Source organism: Bradyrhizobium sp. BR 1433 (assembly GCF_051547665.1).
Lineage (GTDB): Bacteria > Pseudomonadota > Alphaproteobacteria > Rhizobiales > Xanthobacteraceae > Bradyrhizobium > Bradyrhizobium australafricanum.
The window spans coordinates 2,673,488-2,688,795 of sequence record NZ_JBPUGG010000001.1 but is presented as its reverse complement, the minus strand read 5'-3'; the positions used below and the strand labels follow the sequence as shown (position 1 = coordinate 2,688,795).

Here is a 15,308-nt window from a genome sequence, read left to right as displayed (position 1 = left end):
CGCGCATGACATCGCCGCCTTTCACCATCCGGAGCGTCCAGGCCTTTGGCTTTCGCTATCCTCTGACGACACCGGTCATCACCTCGTTCGGGCGGATGGGGGACCGGCCTGCCGTGTTCGTTCGGGTCGAGGACACGGACGGTTACGTGGGCTGGGGCGAGGTCTGGTGCAACTTTCCGGCGCCGGGCGCCGAGCATCGTGTTCGGCTGGTCAATGAGGTCGTGGCACCGGCGCTTGTCGGATTGAGGGCAAGCGAACCTGGTGCCGCATTCGAGCGACTGACGCAGGGAACTTCGGTGCTCGCGTTGCAATCCGGCGAAGCGGGTCCATTCGCGCAATCGATCGCCGGCATCGATCTCGCCGTCTGGGATCTCCATGCGCGCCGCCGGAACGTAGCGTTGTGGAAATTGCTCGGCGGATCGCGGAGCCGGATCAAGGTCTACGCCAGCGGCATCAATCCGGTCGGATCGGAGCGGGCGGCGGAAGCAGCGCTCGGCCGCGGCTATCGCGCCTTGAAGCTGAAGATCGGCTTCGATCCGGCAGACGACCGGGCCAATCTCGCCGCGCTGCGCCGCCTCGTCGGCAATGGCATGCTTGCGGCCGATGTCAACCAGGGTTGGACCATCGCGCAGGCGCTCGAGCGTGCGCCGCAGCTCGAGCCGTTCGGCCTTGCCTGGCTCGAGGAGCCGATCCGCGCGGACCGTCCGCGGCAGGAATGGAAGCAGCTGCACGAGACGATCCGTTTTCCGCTCGCGGCCGGTGAGAACATCGCGAGCCACGCCGGCTTTGCCGAGGTGCTGAGCGAGCCGGTTCTCGGTGTCGTCCAGCCTGACATCGCCAAGTGGGGCGGGCTTTCGGCTTGCGCCGGCATCGCCCGCGACATCCTGACGTCAGGCAAGATGTTCTGTCCGCACTATCTCGGCGCCGGCATCGGCCTGTTGGCGTCGGCGCATCTGCTGGCGGGCGTCGGCGGCGAGGGACTGCTGGAGGTCGACAGCAACGAGAACCCGCTGCGGGATCAATTCTGCGGCCCCGTGCTTCACGTCAGCGATGGAATGATCGAGCTCGGCGACGAGGCGGGTCTCGGCATTGCGCCCGATCTTGCCTCGATCGAACAATACCGGACCGCCTGATGTCGGGGCTTGGCTACGACTACATCATCGTCGGTGCGGGGTCGGCCGGCTGTGTGGTCGCAAACAGATTGTCGGCCGATCCTGCCTGCCGCGTGCTGCTGCTGGAAGCCGGCGGATCGGACCGGAATTTCTGGCTCAAGCTGCCGGTCGGGTATTACCGGACCATCTACAACGAGCGCTTCTCGCGCCTGTTCAAGACCGAGCCGTCGGAAGGAAGCGGCGGCCGCGCCATCGTCTGGCCGCGCGGCCGCGTGCTCGGCGGATCGTCGTCGATCAACGGCCTGATCTTCATCCGCGGCCAGCACGAGGATTTTGACGACTGGGAACGTCTCGGCGCCGACGGCTGGAGCTATCGTGACGTCCTGCCCTATTTCCGGCGCTACGAACGCTACCGCGGCGGCGAGAGCCAGTTTCACGGCGGCCTCGGTGAGTTCGAGGTCTCCGACCTCCGGAACGACAATCCGGCGTCGAGGGCCTGGGTAGAGGCGGGCGTGCAGTTCGGCCTGCCGCGCAATCCCGACTTCAACGGCGCGACGACGCTTGGCGTCGGTGCCTATCAGCTTGGCATCGGGCGGCATTGGCGGACCAGCTCGGCATCCGCCTTTCTTCGACCGATTGCCGACCGGCGCAACCTGACCATCATCACGCATGCGCAGGTGAGCAAAGTCACTTTCAACGGCCGCGTCGCGACCGGCGTCGAGTGGATCAGCAAAGGGCAGGTTCATCGCGCGACAGCCGATCGCGAGGTCATCCTGTCGGGCGGCGCGCTGCAATCGCCGCAAATCCTCCAGCTTTCCGGGATTGGTCCGGCCGACCTGCTTCGCAAGCACGGTATTGCCGTCGTCACCAACTCGCCCGAAGTCGGCTCCAATCTGCAGGACCACTATCAGGCACGGCTGATCGTGCGCCTGAAGGAGCGGATCTCGCTCAATGACCAGGTCCGCCATCCTGTCGAACTCGCGAAGATGGGGTTGCAATGGATGCTGGCCGGACGGGGACCGTTGACGGTGGGGGCGGGACAGGTGGGCGGAGCGGCCTGTACCGAATATGCGGTCGGCGGCCGTCCCGACGTGCAGTTCAATGTGATGCCGCTCTCCGTCGACAAGCCCGGCGAACCCCTCCACAGCTATTCCGGCTTCACGGCCTCGGTCTGGCAATGCCACGGCCGGTCGCGCGGGCAACTCGCGATCCGCTCGGCCGATCCGTTCGAGCAGCCGCTGATCGCGCCCAATTATTTCGCCGAGGAGATCGACCGCAAGACCATTGTTGCCGGCCTGAAGATCTTGCGCGAGATCTATCAGCAAAAGGCGTTCCGCCCGCTCTGGGACGTCGAAATGGTACCGGGCGAGGCCGCAAGTAATGATGCCGGGCTGTGGGATTTTGCGCGCAACACCGGCGGCACGGTGTTTCACTGTGTCGGGACCTGCCGCATGGGTAGCGACGAGCGGGCAGTACTCGATCCGCAGCTGCGGGTGCGCGGCATCGAGCGGCTGCGCGTGATCGACGCCTCGGTGATGCCGCAGATCACCTCGGCCAACACCAATGCGACGAGCCTGATGATCGGGGAACGCGGTGCAGCCCTCGTCATGCCGTGATTGGGCCGCTTGATTTCCGGAGGACGAGATGGAATTGAGTTCCGACAGTCACGTCCCCAAATACGCGCAGATTGCCGATATCTTTCGCCAGCGGATTGCGCGCGGTGTCTGGAGTCAAGGTTTTCGCCTGCCGGCCAACGAGGATCTGGCGGCCGAGTTCGGCGTCTCGCGCGTCACCATCAGGCAGGCCGTCGAGCTGCTCGCCCGCGACGGTGTCATCGAGGCGCAGCAAGGCCGCGGCACCTTCGTCACCGGGACTGTACGACAGGACCGCTGGCTCAAGGTCGAGACCACTTTGTCCGATCTCGCGGACATGTACCGCGACACCTCGCCGGAGATCATCAACATCTCGGAAAGCCGGAGCGATGCGCCGCTGCTTCCCGAAGACGGCAAGCCGGCCGAGAAATATGTCTTCATGCGCCGTCTGCACTCGCGGCAGAAGCAGCCTTATTGCGTCATTTCCATCTATCTCGATGAGAAGATCTTTCGCAGGTCCCCCAAGCGCTTTCGCAACGAGACGGTGATCCCGATCCTCAACGATCTCAGGGATCCGGCGATCGCCAGCGCTCGCCAGACATTGACCATCGGAACCGCGGACATCGAGGCGGCGCGGCTGCTGCGCGTGCCTTTGAACTCGCCGGTCGCCGAAGTCCGCCGTGTCTTCACGGCGAGCGATCGCACCGTGATCTATCTCGGTGAAGTCACCTATCGCGGCGATTTTGTGCGGATCGATATGGATCTAAGGCCATAGCGCGCAAGTATCACCGCGAAAACAGCTCCTGGTTCCGGCGTTCGAGCTCTTCCCCATACGTGCGCAGCACATGGGATTCGCTTAAGGTACCAATCGTGACGCGATGGTCGGCACGGTCAATGACCGCGAGGACGTCGGCTTCGCTCCGTTCAAAGGCCTTCAGGATCTCGCGAACCGACGTGGTCGGAAGCAAATACTCATCCTGCTGCTGGGCAAGCGACCCGAGCGGATCGTCGTCCCGATTGGTGACGGAATGCAGCGTCGCGGCCGCAACGATGCCGGCATAGCTGCCGTTCGGATCGCGCAGCACGACCTGCCGGACCTGCGCCGGCGAAAACAGCTTCTGCGCCTCGCCGATCGGCATTGTCGTCAGTGCATTCTCGAAGTCGGTGCGCATCAGGGAGGCCGCGCTCATCTGACGGACCCAGCCGATGTCCTGCGGACCGCGGATCACCTCGCCGCGCAGGTGGAAGCGCCACGTCGCAAAGCTGTAGCCGAACAACTCGCGGACGATGAGCGCGCAGACCGATGATGCGACCACGGCTCCCACGGTCACGGAGAAATCGCCGGTGATCTCGAGTGCGAGACAAACCATGCTGAACGGTGCGCCCAGCACGCCGGTTCCGAGCGCGGCAAGGGCCGCGATGGCGGCCGTGCCGGGCTGAAGCGCGAGCGTGGGGAAGGGGCCGGTCAGCACGACGCTGTAGAGCTGCCCGATCAGCGCGCCGAGCAGCAGCGAGGCGAAGAACAGGCCGCCGCGAAAGCCGGAGCCGAGCGAGATGGCCGATGCCAGGATCTTGAGCACGATGGTCGTCGTGAGCAGGAGCCAGCTCGGATTGCTGACCAGCAGGATCTGCATTGCGCCATGGCCGGCGCCGAGCACGGTCGGCGTCAGCAGGGCGAGGCCGCCGAGCAGCAGGCCACCGAGGATCGGACGCATGAAGCCGCTGAAAAGCGTGACGCGCTGAAAGCAGCGTTCGGAAAATGCGACCGCGAGCATGACGAGGATGCTGACGAACGCACAAATGATGCCGATCAGCACGGTCTGTCCGATCATCTCGACGGACACGGGCGATGGGAAGCCGGGCACCATCAGAAAGGACTGATGCGTCAACCCCCGCGCCACCAGCCAGGCCGTGACGGCGCTGGCGATGACGGGCACGAGAGCGGCCGAGGTGTAGGCTCCCAGCACGACCTCGAAGGCATAGAAGGCGCCGGCCAGCGGAGCCGAAAACGCTGCGCTGATCGCCCCCGCCGCGCCGCAGGCCACCAACAGCCGCATGTCGTTGCGGCGGGCGGCGAGGCGCTGGCCGACATGGGAGCCAAACATCGAGCAGATCTGCGTGTATCCCGCTTCCAGTCCGACTGATCCACCGAATCCGTTGGACAGCAGAGTTTGGATCGAGATCAGCAGGCTGCCGCGGAAGGACACCCGGCCGCCATAGAGCGCGTTGGCTTCGATCGCGTCAGCGAGCTGCTGTCCCTTGACGCGCCGTGCGAAGTACAGCCCGATCAGCGCCAGGACCAGGCCGCCAACTGCCGGGATCAGCAGCGTGCGCTGCCAGGAAATCACGCCGGTGGCGCTCAGATGTGCGTCGAGGGGAATGTCGAACAGCAGCGCGTGCGAAGCCTGGCTGAGGCCCGAGATCGCCGCAACGAGGACGCCGCTCAGCAACCCGACGACAATGCCGACCAGCACGAGGCCGGTCTCGCGATTGCGCACGAAATTGCGCAAGAACTGCGGCAACAGACGGGTGCCGGGAGCAGGGGCCGGCTTCGCGGCATTTGTCGCCAGCGTCATCCTATGCCGGATCCCGCAGCTGCCCGGTGCGCACGACAGAAAAGCCGATCTTGCTCGACGAGCCGACCGACGCGTTCGGGTCTCGCTGCGAAGCGGCGGCGGCTGCCGTGGGAACTCGAGGCAGGATTCACCGCGCGTCGAGCGGTTCGGTGCAGGCTCGCGATTCAAGGGGACTCCCGACGGTGCGAGGCGGTCCTCGTACCATTCCCAAACATTTCCGGCGACATTATGCAGGCCGTATCCGTTGGTTTCCTGGCTCATCCGGCAAGAAACCCGCCATCCACCGCGACGACGGTGCCGGTCGCATATTGTGATGCCGGCATGCAGAGGAATGCGACGGCTCCCGCAATGTCCTCCGGCTGACCCCAGCGCTTGAACGCGGTGCGGTCGGCGATGCGCTGATAGTGCGCGCGATCGGTGCGGCCGGCCGCATTGATCGCCGTTTCGATATAGCCGGGCGCAACCGCATTAACCCGGATGCCTTGCTCGGCCCATGCCAAGGCGAGCGCCTTGGTCAGCATCACGACACCGCCCTTGCTGGCGCAATAAGCGGGGATTCGCGGCAGCGCCAATGTCGCATTCATCGAGGCAAGATTGACGATCGCGCCCTTGCTCTCGGCGAGAAGCGGGCGGAACGCCATGCAGGTTCGAAATGTGCCCGTGAGATTGACGTCGAGCACCCTCATGAAGGTCTCGATCTCGTATTCCTTGTCGCGGGCGAGGATTCCCGCGCAGTTGACCAGCGCATCGACGCGCTTTTGCCGTCGGGCAAAGGAAGCGACAGCGTCGTCGTTCGTGACGTCGAGCGTCGCCAGTGTGAGTCCGGCGCGCGATTTCAGCAAAGTGCGCGCCAGATCGGTCTCGCTGGCCGCCGTTGCAGTCACCGTCGCGCTGAGGTCGCAAAACTGATTGCTGATTGCGGCGCCAATGTCGCCGGCGCCGCCGATCACCACGGTATGGAAGCCGGGCGCAAGAGAGAAATTTGAGCGCATTGGAGGGGTCTCGCTTCAGGATTTGAGAGGGGGAGCCGTCGATTCACGGACCACCAGGGAGAAGTCGATCTCGCGATGCATGATGGTCTGCTCGCCGGCGAGGCTGCGCACCAGATATTCCCGGCGCGCTGCCAGGTTTCTCCGGTTGGTACGTGGATCGTGGTCAGGCTCGGCCGCAAATGGCGGCTCCAGTCGAGATCGTCGAAGCCGACCACCGACAGGTCGCGCGGCACCGAAAATCCATCGCGCTCCGCCTCGAGCAACACGCCGTAGGCGATCACATCGTTGCCGCAGACGACGGCGGTCGGACGATCCTTCAGGTTGAGGAGATAGCGGGCTGCTTCGCGCGCGTCATCCAGCGTGTAGGGCACCTCGACATGCCATTGCGGCGGAAGCTCCAGGCCGTTCTCGGTGAGCGCGCGGCGAAAGCCGGCGACGCGCGCGCTGGCGCGGTCGTTGTTGCGCTGGAGCGCCGAGACGATCCCGATGCGGCGGTGGCCAAGCTCGATGACATGCGCAGCGGCGCGATGGGCGGCCGCTTCGTTGTTGGTTCCGACGCACGGGTGGGGTCGATCAGGCTGGTAGATGCCGACATTGATGAAGGGAACCGCATTGTCCGCAAGCAACTTGCGCAGTCCCTCGTGATGGCAATCACCGCGCAGCACAAGTCCATCGACGCCGCGGCTGATCAAATTGCGCGCTTGCTGCAATTCGACGTCGAGATCGTAGCCGCTCGTGGTGAGAAACAGCATGTATCCGACCGAGGAGAGATACTGCTGGAGCGAGGCGATGCCGCGCGCGAACATCGTGTTGTCGATGGTCGGAACGATCGCGCCAAGCGTGCGCGAGCGCCGTGACGACAGGATGCGCGCCGGCGCATGCGGAATGTAGCCGAGCGCGTCGATAGCCTGTTCGATGCGCGCCCGCAGGGAAGGGCTTACCGCATCGGGATTGTTGAGCGCGCGCGATACCGAGGCCGTTGAGACGCCGGCACGGGCTGCGACGGCGCGGATGCCCTGTTTCACGGATTTGGCGTTGGTCAATCGCATCAATGTAACGTTACATTCGATGGGGCAAACCGCGTGGTAGCGGTAATCTCGTAAATTTGCCGCAGAATATCCGGTTTGTCCATTGCTTGACACAACCGATGTGAGGTCTAGATTGTAACCGTTTTCAAGGCGCATTCAAAATGGCCACCAGCTTAAGGCGGCCAGCCGGGAGGAGAGTTCGATGAAGGTCAGGATGCTCGCGACGCACGTCGCGTTGCCCGTTCTCGCGATCGTTGCCGTCAGCGCGCAGGCTCATGCGGCCGATTTCGACTGGATGAAGTTCAAGGGCAGGACCGTCACCTTTCTCGCCAATAACAATCCGGTCGCGCAGGCGCTGCTGACCTACAAGGCCGATTTCGAGAAGCTGACCGGCATGACCCTGAAGGTCGACGGCTATCAGGAACAGCAGATGCGCCAGCGTCTGGTCACCGTCATGAATGCGAACAGCGACGAGGTCGACGTGTTCATGACGCTGCCTTCGCGCGAGGGCGAGCAGTTCGCCGCGGCCGGCTGGTACGGCGATCTCACTGCGATGGCCAAGAACGAGGTGGCCAAGGAATACGACCCGGCCGGGTTGAGCCAGGCCCTGCTCAAGGCCGCGACCTTCGGCGGCAAGCTGACCAGCATGCCGATGAACATCGAAGGTCCGATCTTCTATTACCGCACCGACATCTTCAAGAAGTGCGGCATTGAGGCGCCGAAGACCATCAAGGATGTCGAGGCGGCGGCCGAGAAGATCAAGACCTGCGACAGCGCTGTCACGCCCTTTGTCTCGCGTGGCCTCAAGCCCGCGGTCGCCTACACCTTCAGCAACATGCTGCACAACATCGGAGGCAGCTACATCGCAGGCGGCAAGTCGAACCTCTGCTCGGCCAAGGGCAAGGAAGCACTCGACACCTATAGCCGGCTGCTGCGTGACTTCGGTCCGCCGGGTGTGGTCAACTACAGCTTCCAGCAGATTTCGGCGCTCTACCGCAGCGGCCGCGCCGCGATGGCATTCGAATCCTCGAACGAGTTGCGCACGGTGATGGAGGGCGGCGCGCGCCTGAAGGACACCGGCCTGTTGCCGTTCCCGGCAGGCGAGGCCGGCCAGGTGCCGACCACGATCGGCTGGGGCATGGCGGTGTCTTCGCACAGCAAGCAGCCGGACGCGGCCTGGTACTTCGTGCAGTGGGCAACCAGCCCCGAGGTGCAGAAGAAAATGGCGCTCCAGGGCATTGCCCCGCCGCGGCCGTCGGTTGCCCAGGATCCTGAGTACCGCAAATGGATCGACGAAGAACCCGTCCGCAAGGAATGGCAGGCTGCGCTCGATGTGTTGGCCACGAAGGGCTCCTCCGAGGTCGGCTATCCCATCATCGCCAATCCGGAATCGCGCGAGTTCATCGGCCAGGCCGTGCAGGACCTGATCCTGAAGCAGAAGCCGATCGACCAAGCCTGTGCCGATGCTGACAAGGCGCTCGATGCGCTGATCGCCCAGAAGTAACCGCTTGATGCCGGTAGGCTCGTGCCTGCCGGCGCCTCACTCTCAAGGAAACGGACGCATGTCGGACGCGGCTGCGACACTCACGCAGGACCGGCAGAAGCTGGAAATGACGGCGCTATCGGCGCCGGCCGTGATCTTTACGGTCGCGATGATCGCGTTTCCGGTCGTCTATACGATCTGGCTCGGCTTCCAGACATTCTCCTCGACCGGCAAGCAGTCCTTCGCGGGCCTCGCCAATTACTCAAAGCTGATCTCCGACTACGAGTTTTGGCACGGGCTCTGGATCACCATAGCGCTCTATGTGCTGTCGTTGGTGCTCCAGCTCGTCTTTGGCGTGTGGCTGGCTCTGGTGTTGTTTCACGCCAGGCGCCTGCCGGGAATCGTGCGCTCGCTGTTCATCTCCCCGTTCATGATGCCGCCGGTGGTGGCGGGCATGATGTGGCTGGTGATCCTCGATCCCTCGCTGGGCGCGGCCAATTACATCCTCCAGTCGTTCGGCCTGCCGCCGTCGGACTGGCTGGCGTCGCCGACCTGGGTTATCCCGACCGTCGCTCTGATCGACAGCTGGCAGTGGACGCCATATGTCGCCTTGATCGTGCTGGGCGGCCTGCAATCCCTGCCGCCGAGCGTCTACGAGGCCGCGCAGATCGACGGGGCATCGCCGTTCAAGACTTTTCAGCGCATCACGCTGCCGCTGCTGCTGCCGACCATCGTCACCGCAGCCATCCTGCGCAGCGTCGATCTCCTGCGCTTCTTCGACATCATCTACATCACGACCCAGGGCGGCCCCGGCAACGCTTCGAATACGCTCAACATCTACGGCTTCCGGGTGGGTTTCGAGTTCTTCAACATCGGCTATGCCAGCGCCCTGATGCTGACGCTGACGGCAATCGTGTTCGGCGCCGTGCTCGCCTTCAACCGCCTGCGCGGCGCTGTGGCGTGGTGATGTCATGACGGATGCCGCCAACACCGACCGCTGGATCCGCTGGCTCAACACCGTGCAGCTCGTGCTCGCCGGCGTGCTCATCATGGCGCCGACGGTCTGGATGGTGTTGTCCTCGTTCAAGCCGTCGTTCGAGGTCACGGCCTATCCGCCGACGCTGATCTTCACGCCGACGCTCGACAATTATGTCGAGCTGACCAAGACCACGCCGTTCCTCAGCTATGCGCTCAACAGCCTCATCGTCACCGTCGGCTCGACGGCGCTCGGCTTACTGTTCGGCATCCCCGCCGCTTTCGCCGTCTCCTGGACACGGATCTCGTGGCCGGCGATCCTGACGCTCGCGGCGCGCATGGCGCCGGGCACGCTGTTCCTGCTGCCGTGGTACGTCATGTTCCGGCAGGTCGGGATGATCGGCTCCTACACCGCGTTGATCCTGAGCCACGCGGTCATCACGCTGCCGATCGTGATCTGGGTGCTGCTGCCGTCCTTCGACGGCATCCCGCGCAGCGTCTTCGAGGCGGCGCAGGTCGACGGATGCAGCGTCACGCGCATCCTCTGGCGTATCGCGCTGCCGCTGGTGGCGTCCGGCGTCGCCGTCTCGGCGATCCTCGCCTTCGTCTTCTCATGGAACTACTTCCTGTTTGCGCTGGTGCTCTCCAACGGCGACACCAAGACGCTGATCGCGGCGGCCTTCAACTTCATCGGCGAAGGCTCGACGCAATGGGGCGCTCTCATGGCCGCGGCGACGCTGATCGCACTGCCGCCGCTGGTGCTGGCTGCCCTGGTTCAGCGCTGGCTGGTGTCCGGACTGACGCTCGGTGCGGTGAAAGGCTAGGTATCTGATGAACGTGTCACCCCGTCCGAATTCGATCATGCAGGCCGCGGTCTTCCACGGCGGCGACCGCATCACCATCGAGCGCGTGGCAATGCCTGACGTCGGCACAGGTGAAGTGCTCGTGCGCATTTCGCGCACCGCGCTGTGCGGTTCGGACTTCAAGCTCTGGCACAAGGGCGCAGAGTTCACCGCCGGCCATGAGATTTTCGGCGTGGTCGAGCAGCCCGGTCACCGGCTACATGGTCGCCGCTGTGCCGTCTATATTCCACTCCACTGCGACCATTGCGCGGCCTGCAAGCGCGGCGATACCCAGATGTGCCTGGAGGTCTCCAGCCTGATCGGCTGGAACCGGCCGGGCGGCTACGCCGAATACGTGCCGGTGCCGGAAAATTGCCTGCTGCCGGTGCCCGATGACATCGAGGACAGCCTTGCGCCGCTCTTGCTCGACACCATCGGCACGTCGGGCCACGCCGTGCGTTTCGTCAGCCGCGTGGTGCCGCCCGGTGAGGCCGGACCTGTTCTTGTCATGGGCGCCGGGCCGGTCGGCCTCGGCGTCGTGCTGGCGCTCCGTGCGCTCGGCTACAACGACATCTACGTTGCCGACCCCAATGCGGCGCGGTTGAAGATCGCGCAATCCTTCGGCGCGAAGGCGCATCCCGTGGGCGACACCTCGAAGCGCTTTGCTCTCATCATGGAATGCTCCGGCGCGCATGCGGCGCGCAACCTCGGCATCGAGCTTGTCCTGCCGCGCGGCGCGCTGGTGCTGGTCGGCGAGAACGCCGCGCCCTGGACCATCGAGGAGGGCAAGGTGTTCCGCCGCAAGGACTTCTACATGATCCGGACCTTCTACTTTCCGGTCTCGGATTTCGAGCCGAACATCGAGCTGCTGCGCAAGTTCAAGGACGAATACCGCGTCCTCGTCGACGGCGAGTTCGGCCTGTCGGCCCTGCCTGAGAATTTCGCCCGCTTTGCCAGGGGCGAGCTGATCAAGCCGGTACTGGCGCTGGATTAAGCGATCATGGCCTCGATCTCGATCCGCAACCTCGTCAAGCGCTACGGCAGTTTCACCGTGATCCCCGATCTCAATCTGGAGATCGCGGACCATGAATTCGTCGTCTTCGTCGGGCCGTCCGGCTGTGGCAAGTCGACCCTGCTGCGAATCATTGCGGGTCTCGAGCCGATCACGTCGGGTGACCTCTACATCGGCGACAAGCGCGTCAACGGCGTGCAAGCTGCACAGCGCGATATTGCGATGGTGTTCCAGGACTACGCGCTCTATCCGCACATGCGCGTCTACGACAATATGTCGTTCGCATTGGAGTTGCGGGGAACGCCGAAGGCGGAGATCGATGCGCGCGTGAAGCGTGCCGCCGCGCTCCTGCACATCGAGCCCTATCTCGATCGCAAGCCGAAGCAGCTCTCCGGCGGACAGCGCCAGCGCGTCGCCATGGGCCGTGCGATCGTGCGCAATCCCAAGGCGTTCCTGTTCGACGAGCCGTTGTCCAACCTCGACGCAAAACTGCGCGGGCAGGTGCGGGCCGAGATCAAGGCGCTATCGCAGGAGCTCAAGACCACCATGGTCTTCGTGACCCATGACCAGATTGAGGCCATGACGATGGCCGACCGGATCGTGGTGCTCCAGAACGGGGCTATCCAGCAATACGACACGCCGGAGACGGTCTACGAGCGGCCGGCCAACCAGTTCGTCGCCGGCTTCATCGGCTCGCCGGCCATGAACTTCTTCCCGGTCGAATGGCGTGAGGAGCGCGCGATCCTTTCGCAGGGCGCAACGGCGGTGCCGCTGGACGGCGAGGCCGCAAGCCGCCTGCAGCAGGCGGGAAATGCCGTGCTCGGCATTCGTCCTGAACATTTTGCCGTCACGACCGATGCGGCGGACGGCATCGCCATCAACGTCAAGCTGGTCGAGCCGCTCGGCTCGGATACCCTGATCCATTTCGATCTCGCCGACGTCTCCGCGATCGCAAGGGTCGATCCAGCGCTGCGACCAAAGCCCGGCGATCGCCTCAGTTTGCGGCCGCAGCCGGGCAAGACGCATTTGTTCGATGCAGCGAACGGGCAGGTCTTGCGGTGAGCGCGTCGGCGAACATAGCAGCTCTTTCGGCGCTCGCGGACGTGGCGTCCGGAGCCAGGCCTGTCCAGGTGATCTGCCTTGGGCTATCCGCGCTCGATCAGGTCTGGCGCGTCGATCGGCTCTTTGCGGGCAACAGCGAGAAGATAAAGGCCATCGACTACGGTACCCTTGGCGGCGGAATGGCCGCCAATGCCGCGGTCGCGGTCGCACGGCTCGGTGCCTCCGTCGCGTTCTGGGGGCGGGCAGGGGACGATGCCGCCGGGCACGAGATGCGGTCGGGTTTTGCCGCCGAAGGTGTCGACGTCGAGAATTTCCGGCTGTTTCCCGATGGCCGCTCGTCGGTCTCGGGGATCATCGTCGACAGTTCAGGCGAGCGGCAGATCGTGAACTTCCGTGGTCTGTTTCCGGATGCGGCCGATTGGCTTCCGCTTGAAGCCGTCGCTCGCGCATCCTCGGTGCTGGCGGATCCGCGCTGGGTGGAGGGCGCCGCGACGCTGTTTCGCGAGGCGCGTGCGCGCGGCATTCCGACGGTGCTCGACGGCGACATGGCTGATGCCGAGGTATTCGAGCGACTGCTGCCCCTGACCGACCACGCGATCTTCTCCGAGCCTGCGCTCGCTTCTTTCGCCGGATCTGCCAAAGACGAATCTCTCGCAGCACTGGCGCGCTTCGGCTGCGCTGTCATCGCCGTCACGCGCGGCGAGGGCGGCGTCAGTTGGTACGAGAATGGCCAGCTGCACCGGCACGCCGCCTATGCCGTCGATGTCGTCGATACCACCGGCGCCGGCGACGTCTTCCATGGCGCCTATGCCCTTGCGATCGGCGTCGGCCTCGATGTGCGCAACGCCATGGCGTTTTCTGCAGCCACGGCCGCGATGAAATGTCGCCACGCCGGTGGCCGCAACGGAATCCCCACCATCAACGACTGTCTTGCATTCATGAGGACGAAGCCATGAGAACGATTGGAAAGAACCGCGGGCTGGGACGCCTTGCTGACGCGGAAGGCCACTTTCGCATGGTCGCGCTGGATCAGCGGCCGCCGCTGTTCGATGCCATTGCGAAGGCGAAGGGAATCACGCGGGATCAGGTCGAATATTCCGACGTCACTGCGGCCAAGCGGCTCCTCGTGGAGAACCTCGCACCGCATTGCAGCTCGATGCTGTTCGATCCGAATTTTGCCGTGCCCGCCGCGATCGATCTGTTGCCGCCGCGCTGCGGCCTGATCATGACGCTGGAGGAGCATCGCGTCGAGGAGACCGCGGGCGGTCGCAAGTCGCGCGCGATCGCCAACTGGAGTGTGGAGAAGATTCGCGCCATGGGCGGCGACGCCGTCAAGGTGCTGGCCTGGTATCGGCCGGATGCGGACGCCGCGGTCAACGAGCATCAGAAGCGCTTCGTGCGCGAGATTGGCGAGGAGTGCGCCCGCCATGACGTTCCCTATGTTCTTGAACTGCTGGTCTATCCGTTCCTTGGCAGCGCCAATCACACCGCCGATTACGTGGAATCGCCCGGCAAGCTGCCGGGTCTCGTCATCGATAGCGTGCGCGAGTTTGCCAAGCCCGATTACGGCGTCGATCTCCTGAAGCTTGAGAGCCCTCTCGCGGCCAACAGCCTGCCGGCCCGTGACGGCAGCAGCGAAGCCACGGCCGCGCAGAAGGAGTTCGATGCGATCGGCGATATCTGCCGCGAGCGGAGCATTCCCTGGGTCTTGCTGTCGGGCGGCGCGGCGCCGGAAAAATTCGAGCGCGTCCTCGATTTCGCCTATGCCGCGGGCGCGGGCGGTTTCCTGGCCGGTCGCACCATCTGGCTCGATGCCGTCCTGAAGAATTTCCCGGACCTTGGGGCGGTTTCGGCGAGCCTGCGCAAGGACGGCCTCGGCGTGCTTGAGCGGCTCAACAAGCTGACGACGGCCAAGGGCACGCCGTGGAAGGCGCGCTTTCCGGTATTCACTGACATCAGGCAGGAGGGTGACTTCGCGCGCGCCTATTGAAACGGTGACGGCTCCACGTGTCTTGGTGGGCCCGGCAGGACTCGGACCTGCAACCAGACCGTTATGAGCGGCGCAACAAGATCGGCTTCGTTGATCTTGCTGCACCATGCTTGAGTTCGATGGCGTTCGTCGCGCTTTTGGTGAGGTCGTTTTCTGGCGCGAAACCGGTGCGGTTCGCGGCAATGGCGGATTTCGGCCGACGCGGAGGCTGTTCCGCGCGCTCAATCGCTTTGTTGAACGTTCAGTAAAGTCGCATACTAAACATGCTGGCTGCGGCTGACCTTCCGGCTTCCCTGTTATCGGGACGGACCGAATTGCGTCCTCCGGACCAGGTCGGCAATCGTTGTTCGCCGCATTCGCTGCAATTATGGGGAGGTTTGCTGCATTGCAAACGTCCACGCTTGCGCGTGCGAGCGTCGGGAATATTTTCGCCAAGGTCGCGAGAACCGGCTTGACGGGCCAAAAAATTTAGTACTACGTTTAGTAATACAAGAAACTAAACATCGCGCATCGAGCGCCGATGTGCAGGAGGAGCCCAAGCCATGCCGGAGCCGTCTCCGGCAGCGGTCCGTCTCGTCCTTCACTCATCGCTCCTCAAACTCGGTTTCAGGGTCTTGGCGTCGCTCCGGCAGGGCGCGCTGAGC

Annotated in this window: 13 protein-coding genes and 1 pseudogene; 10 read left to right on the top strand and 4 right to left on the bottom strand. The window is 64.2% G+C overall.

What is annotated here, in order from left to right; all coding sequences use genetic code 11:
* Positions 1-5 precede the first annotated feature (5 nt).
* Genes ACSKB9_RS13425 through ACSKB9_RS13415 form a run of 3 tightly spaced genes read left to right on the top strand, consistent with a single transcriptional unit; the run spans position 6 to position 3,479 of the window.
* Positions 6-1,133, top strand: coding sequence for a mandelate racemase/muconate lactonizing enzyme family protein (locus ACSKB9_RS13425; protein WP_438073662.1), 1,128 nt, complete (start codon positions 6-8; stop codon positions 1,131-1,133).
* Positions 1,133-2,728: a GMC family oxidoreductase gene (locus ACSKB9_RS13420; protein ID WP_438073660.1), complete on the top strand. Its 1,596-nt coding sequence runs from the start codon at positions 1,133-1,135 to the stop codon at positions 2,726-2,728. The genes ACSKB9_RS13425 and ACSKB9_RS13420 overlap by 1 nt, the downstream gene beginning before the upstream one ends.
* 28 nt (positions 2,729-2,756) lie before the next feature.
* Complete coding sequence (locus ACSKB9_RS13415; RefSeq protein WP_028335658.1) at positions 2,757-3,479, top strand: GntR family transcriptional regulator; 723 nt, start codon at positions 2,757-2,759, stop codon at positions 3,477-3,479.
* Between the two features lie 10 nt (positions 3,480-3,489).
* On the opposite strand, the gene ACSKB9_RS13410 is transcribed toward ACSKB9_RS13415, so the two are convergent.
* The 4 genes and pseudogenes from ACSKB9_RS13410 to ACSKB9_RS13395 all read right to left on the bottom strand — a co-directional run bounded on the left by ACSKB9_RS13410 (position 3,490) and on the right by ACSKB9_RS13395 (position 7,321).
* The gene (locus ACSKB9_RS13410) at positions 3,490-5,280 is read right to left on the bottom strand and encodes a chloride channel protein (RefSeq protein WP_438080187.1); all 1,791 of its coding nucleotides are present in this window, start codon (positions 5,278-5,280) and stop codon (positions 3,490-3,492) included.
* A gap of 135 nt (positions 5,281-5,415) precedes the next feature.
* Positions 5,416-5,541, bottom strand: a pseudogene (locus ACSKB9_RS13405) (SUMF1/EgtB/PvdO family nonheme iron enzyme); the annotation flags it as partial.
* Positions 5,538-6,272, bottom strand: a complete 735-nt coding sequence (locus ACSKB9_RS13400; protein WP_438073658.1) for an SDR family NAD(P)-dependent oxidoreductase — start codon at positions 6,270-6,272, stop codon at positions 5,538-5,540. The gene ACSKB9_RS13400 and the pseudogene ACSKB9_RS13405, both read right to left, overlap by 4 nt.
* Positions 6,227-7,321, bottom strand: coding sequence for a LacI family DNA-binding transcriptional regulator (locus tag ACSKB9_RS13395; protein WP_438073656.1), 1,095 nt, complete (start codon positions 7,319-7,321; stop codon positions 6,227-6,229). Before ACSKB9_RS13395 ends, ACSKB9_RS13400 begins: the two co-directional genes overlap by 46 nt.
* 181 nt (positions 7,322-7,502) lie before the next feature.
* On the opposite strand from ACSKB9_RS13395, the gene ACSKB9_RS13390 reads away from it, so the two are divergent.
* Genes ACSKB9_RS13390 through ACSKB9_RS13360 form a run of 7 tightly spaced genes read left to right on the top strand, consistent with a single transcriptional unit; the run spans position 7,503 to position 14,664 of the window.
* Positions 7,503-8,804 (top strand): ABC transporter substrate-binding protein, encoded by a 1,302-nt coding sequence (locus tag ACSKB9_RS13390; protein WP_438073654.1) that lies wholly within the window; start codon positions 7,503-7,505, stop codon positions 8,802-8,804.
* Between the two features lie 58 nt (positions 8,805-8,862).
* The gene (locus tag ACSKB9_RS13385) at positions 8,863-9,750 is read left to right on the top strand and encodes a carbohydrate ABC transporter permease (protein WP_076823847.1); all 888 of its coding nucleotides are present in this window, start codon (positions 8,863-8,865) and stop codon (positions 9,748-9,750) included.
* 4 nt (positions 9,751-9,754) lie between these two features.
* Positions 9,755-10,582, top strand: a complete 828-nt coding sequence (locus ACSKB9_RS13380; protein WP_028335651.1) for a carbohydrate ABC transporter permease — start codon at positions 9,755-9,757, stop codon at positions 10,580-10,582.
* A gap of 7 nt (positions 10,583-10,589) precedes the next feature.
* Positions 10,590-11,594 (top strand): zinc-dependent alcohol dehydrogenase family protein, encoded by a 1,005-nt coding sequence (locus ACSKB9_RS13375; protein WP_438073651.1) that lies wholly within the window; start codon positions 10,590-10,592, stop codon positions 11,592-11,594.
* A 6-nt stretch (positions 11,595-11,600) separates the two neighbouring features.
* Entirely contained in the window at positions 11,601-12,674 is a 1,074-nt protein-coding gene (locus ACSKB9_RS13370) for an ABC transporter ATP-binding protein (protein ID WP_438073649.1), read from the top strand.
* Positions 12,675-12,715: 41 nt separating this feature from the next.
* On the top strand, positions 12,716-13,630 hold the full coding sequence (locus ACSKB9_RS13365; RefSeq protein WP_438073647.1) for a sugar kinase: 915 nt from the start codon (positions 12,716-12,718) through the stop codon (positions 13,628-13,630).
* Positions 13,627-14,664 carry a tagatose 1,6-diphosphate aldolase gene (locus ACSKB9_RS13360; protein WP_438073645.1) on the top strand — a complete coding sequence of 346 codons (1,038 nt, stop codon included), beginning with the start codon at positions 13,627-13,629 and terminating at the stop codon, positions 14,662-14,664. Before ACSKB9_RS13365 ends, ACSKB9_RS13360 begins: the two co-directional genes overlap by 4 nt.
* Positions 14,665-15,308: the final 644 nt, after the last annotated feature.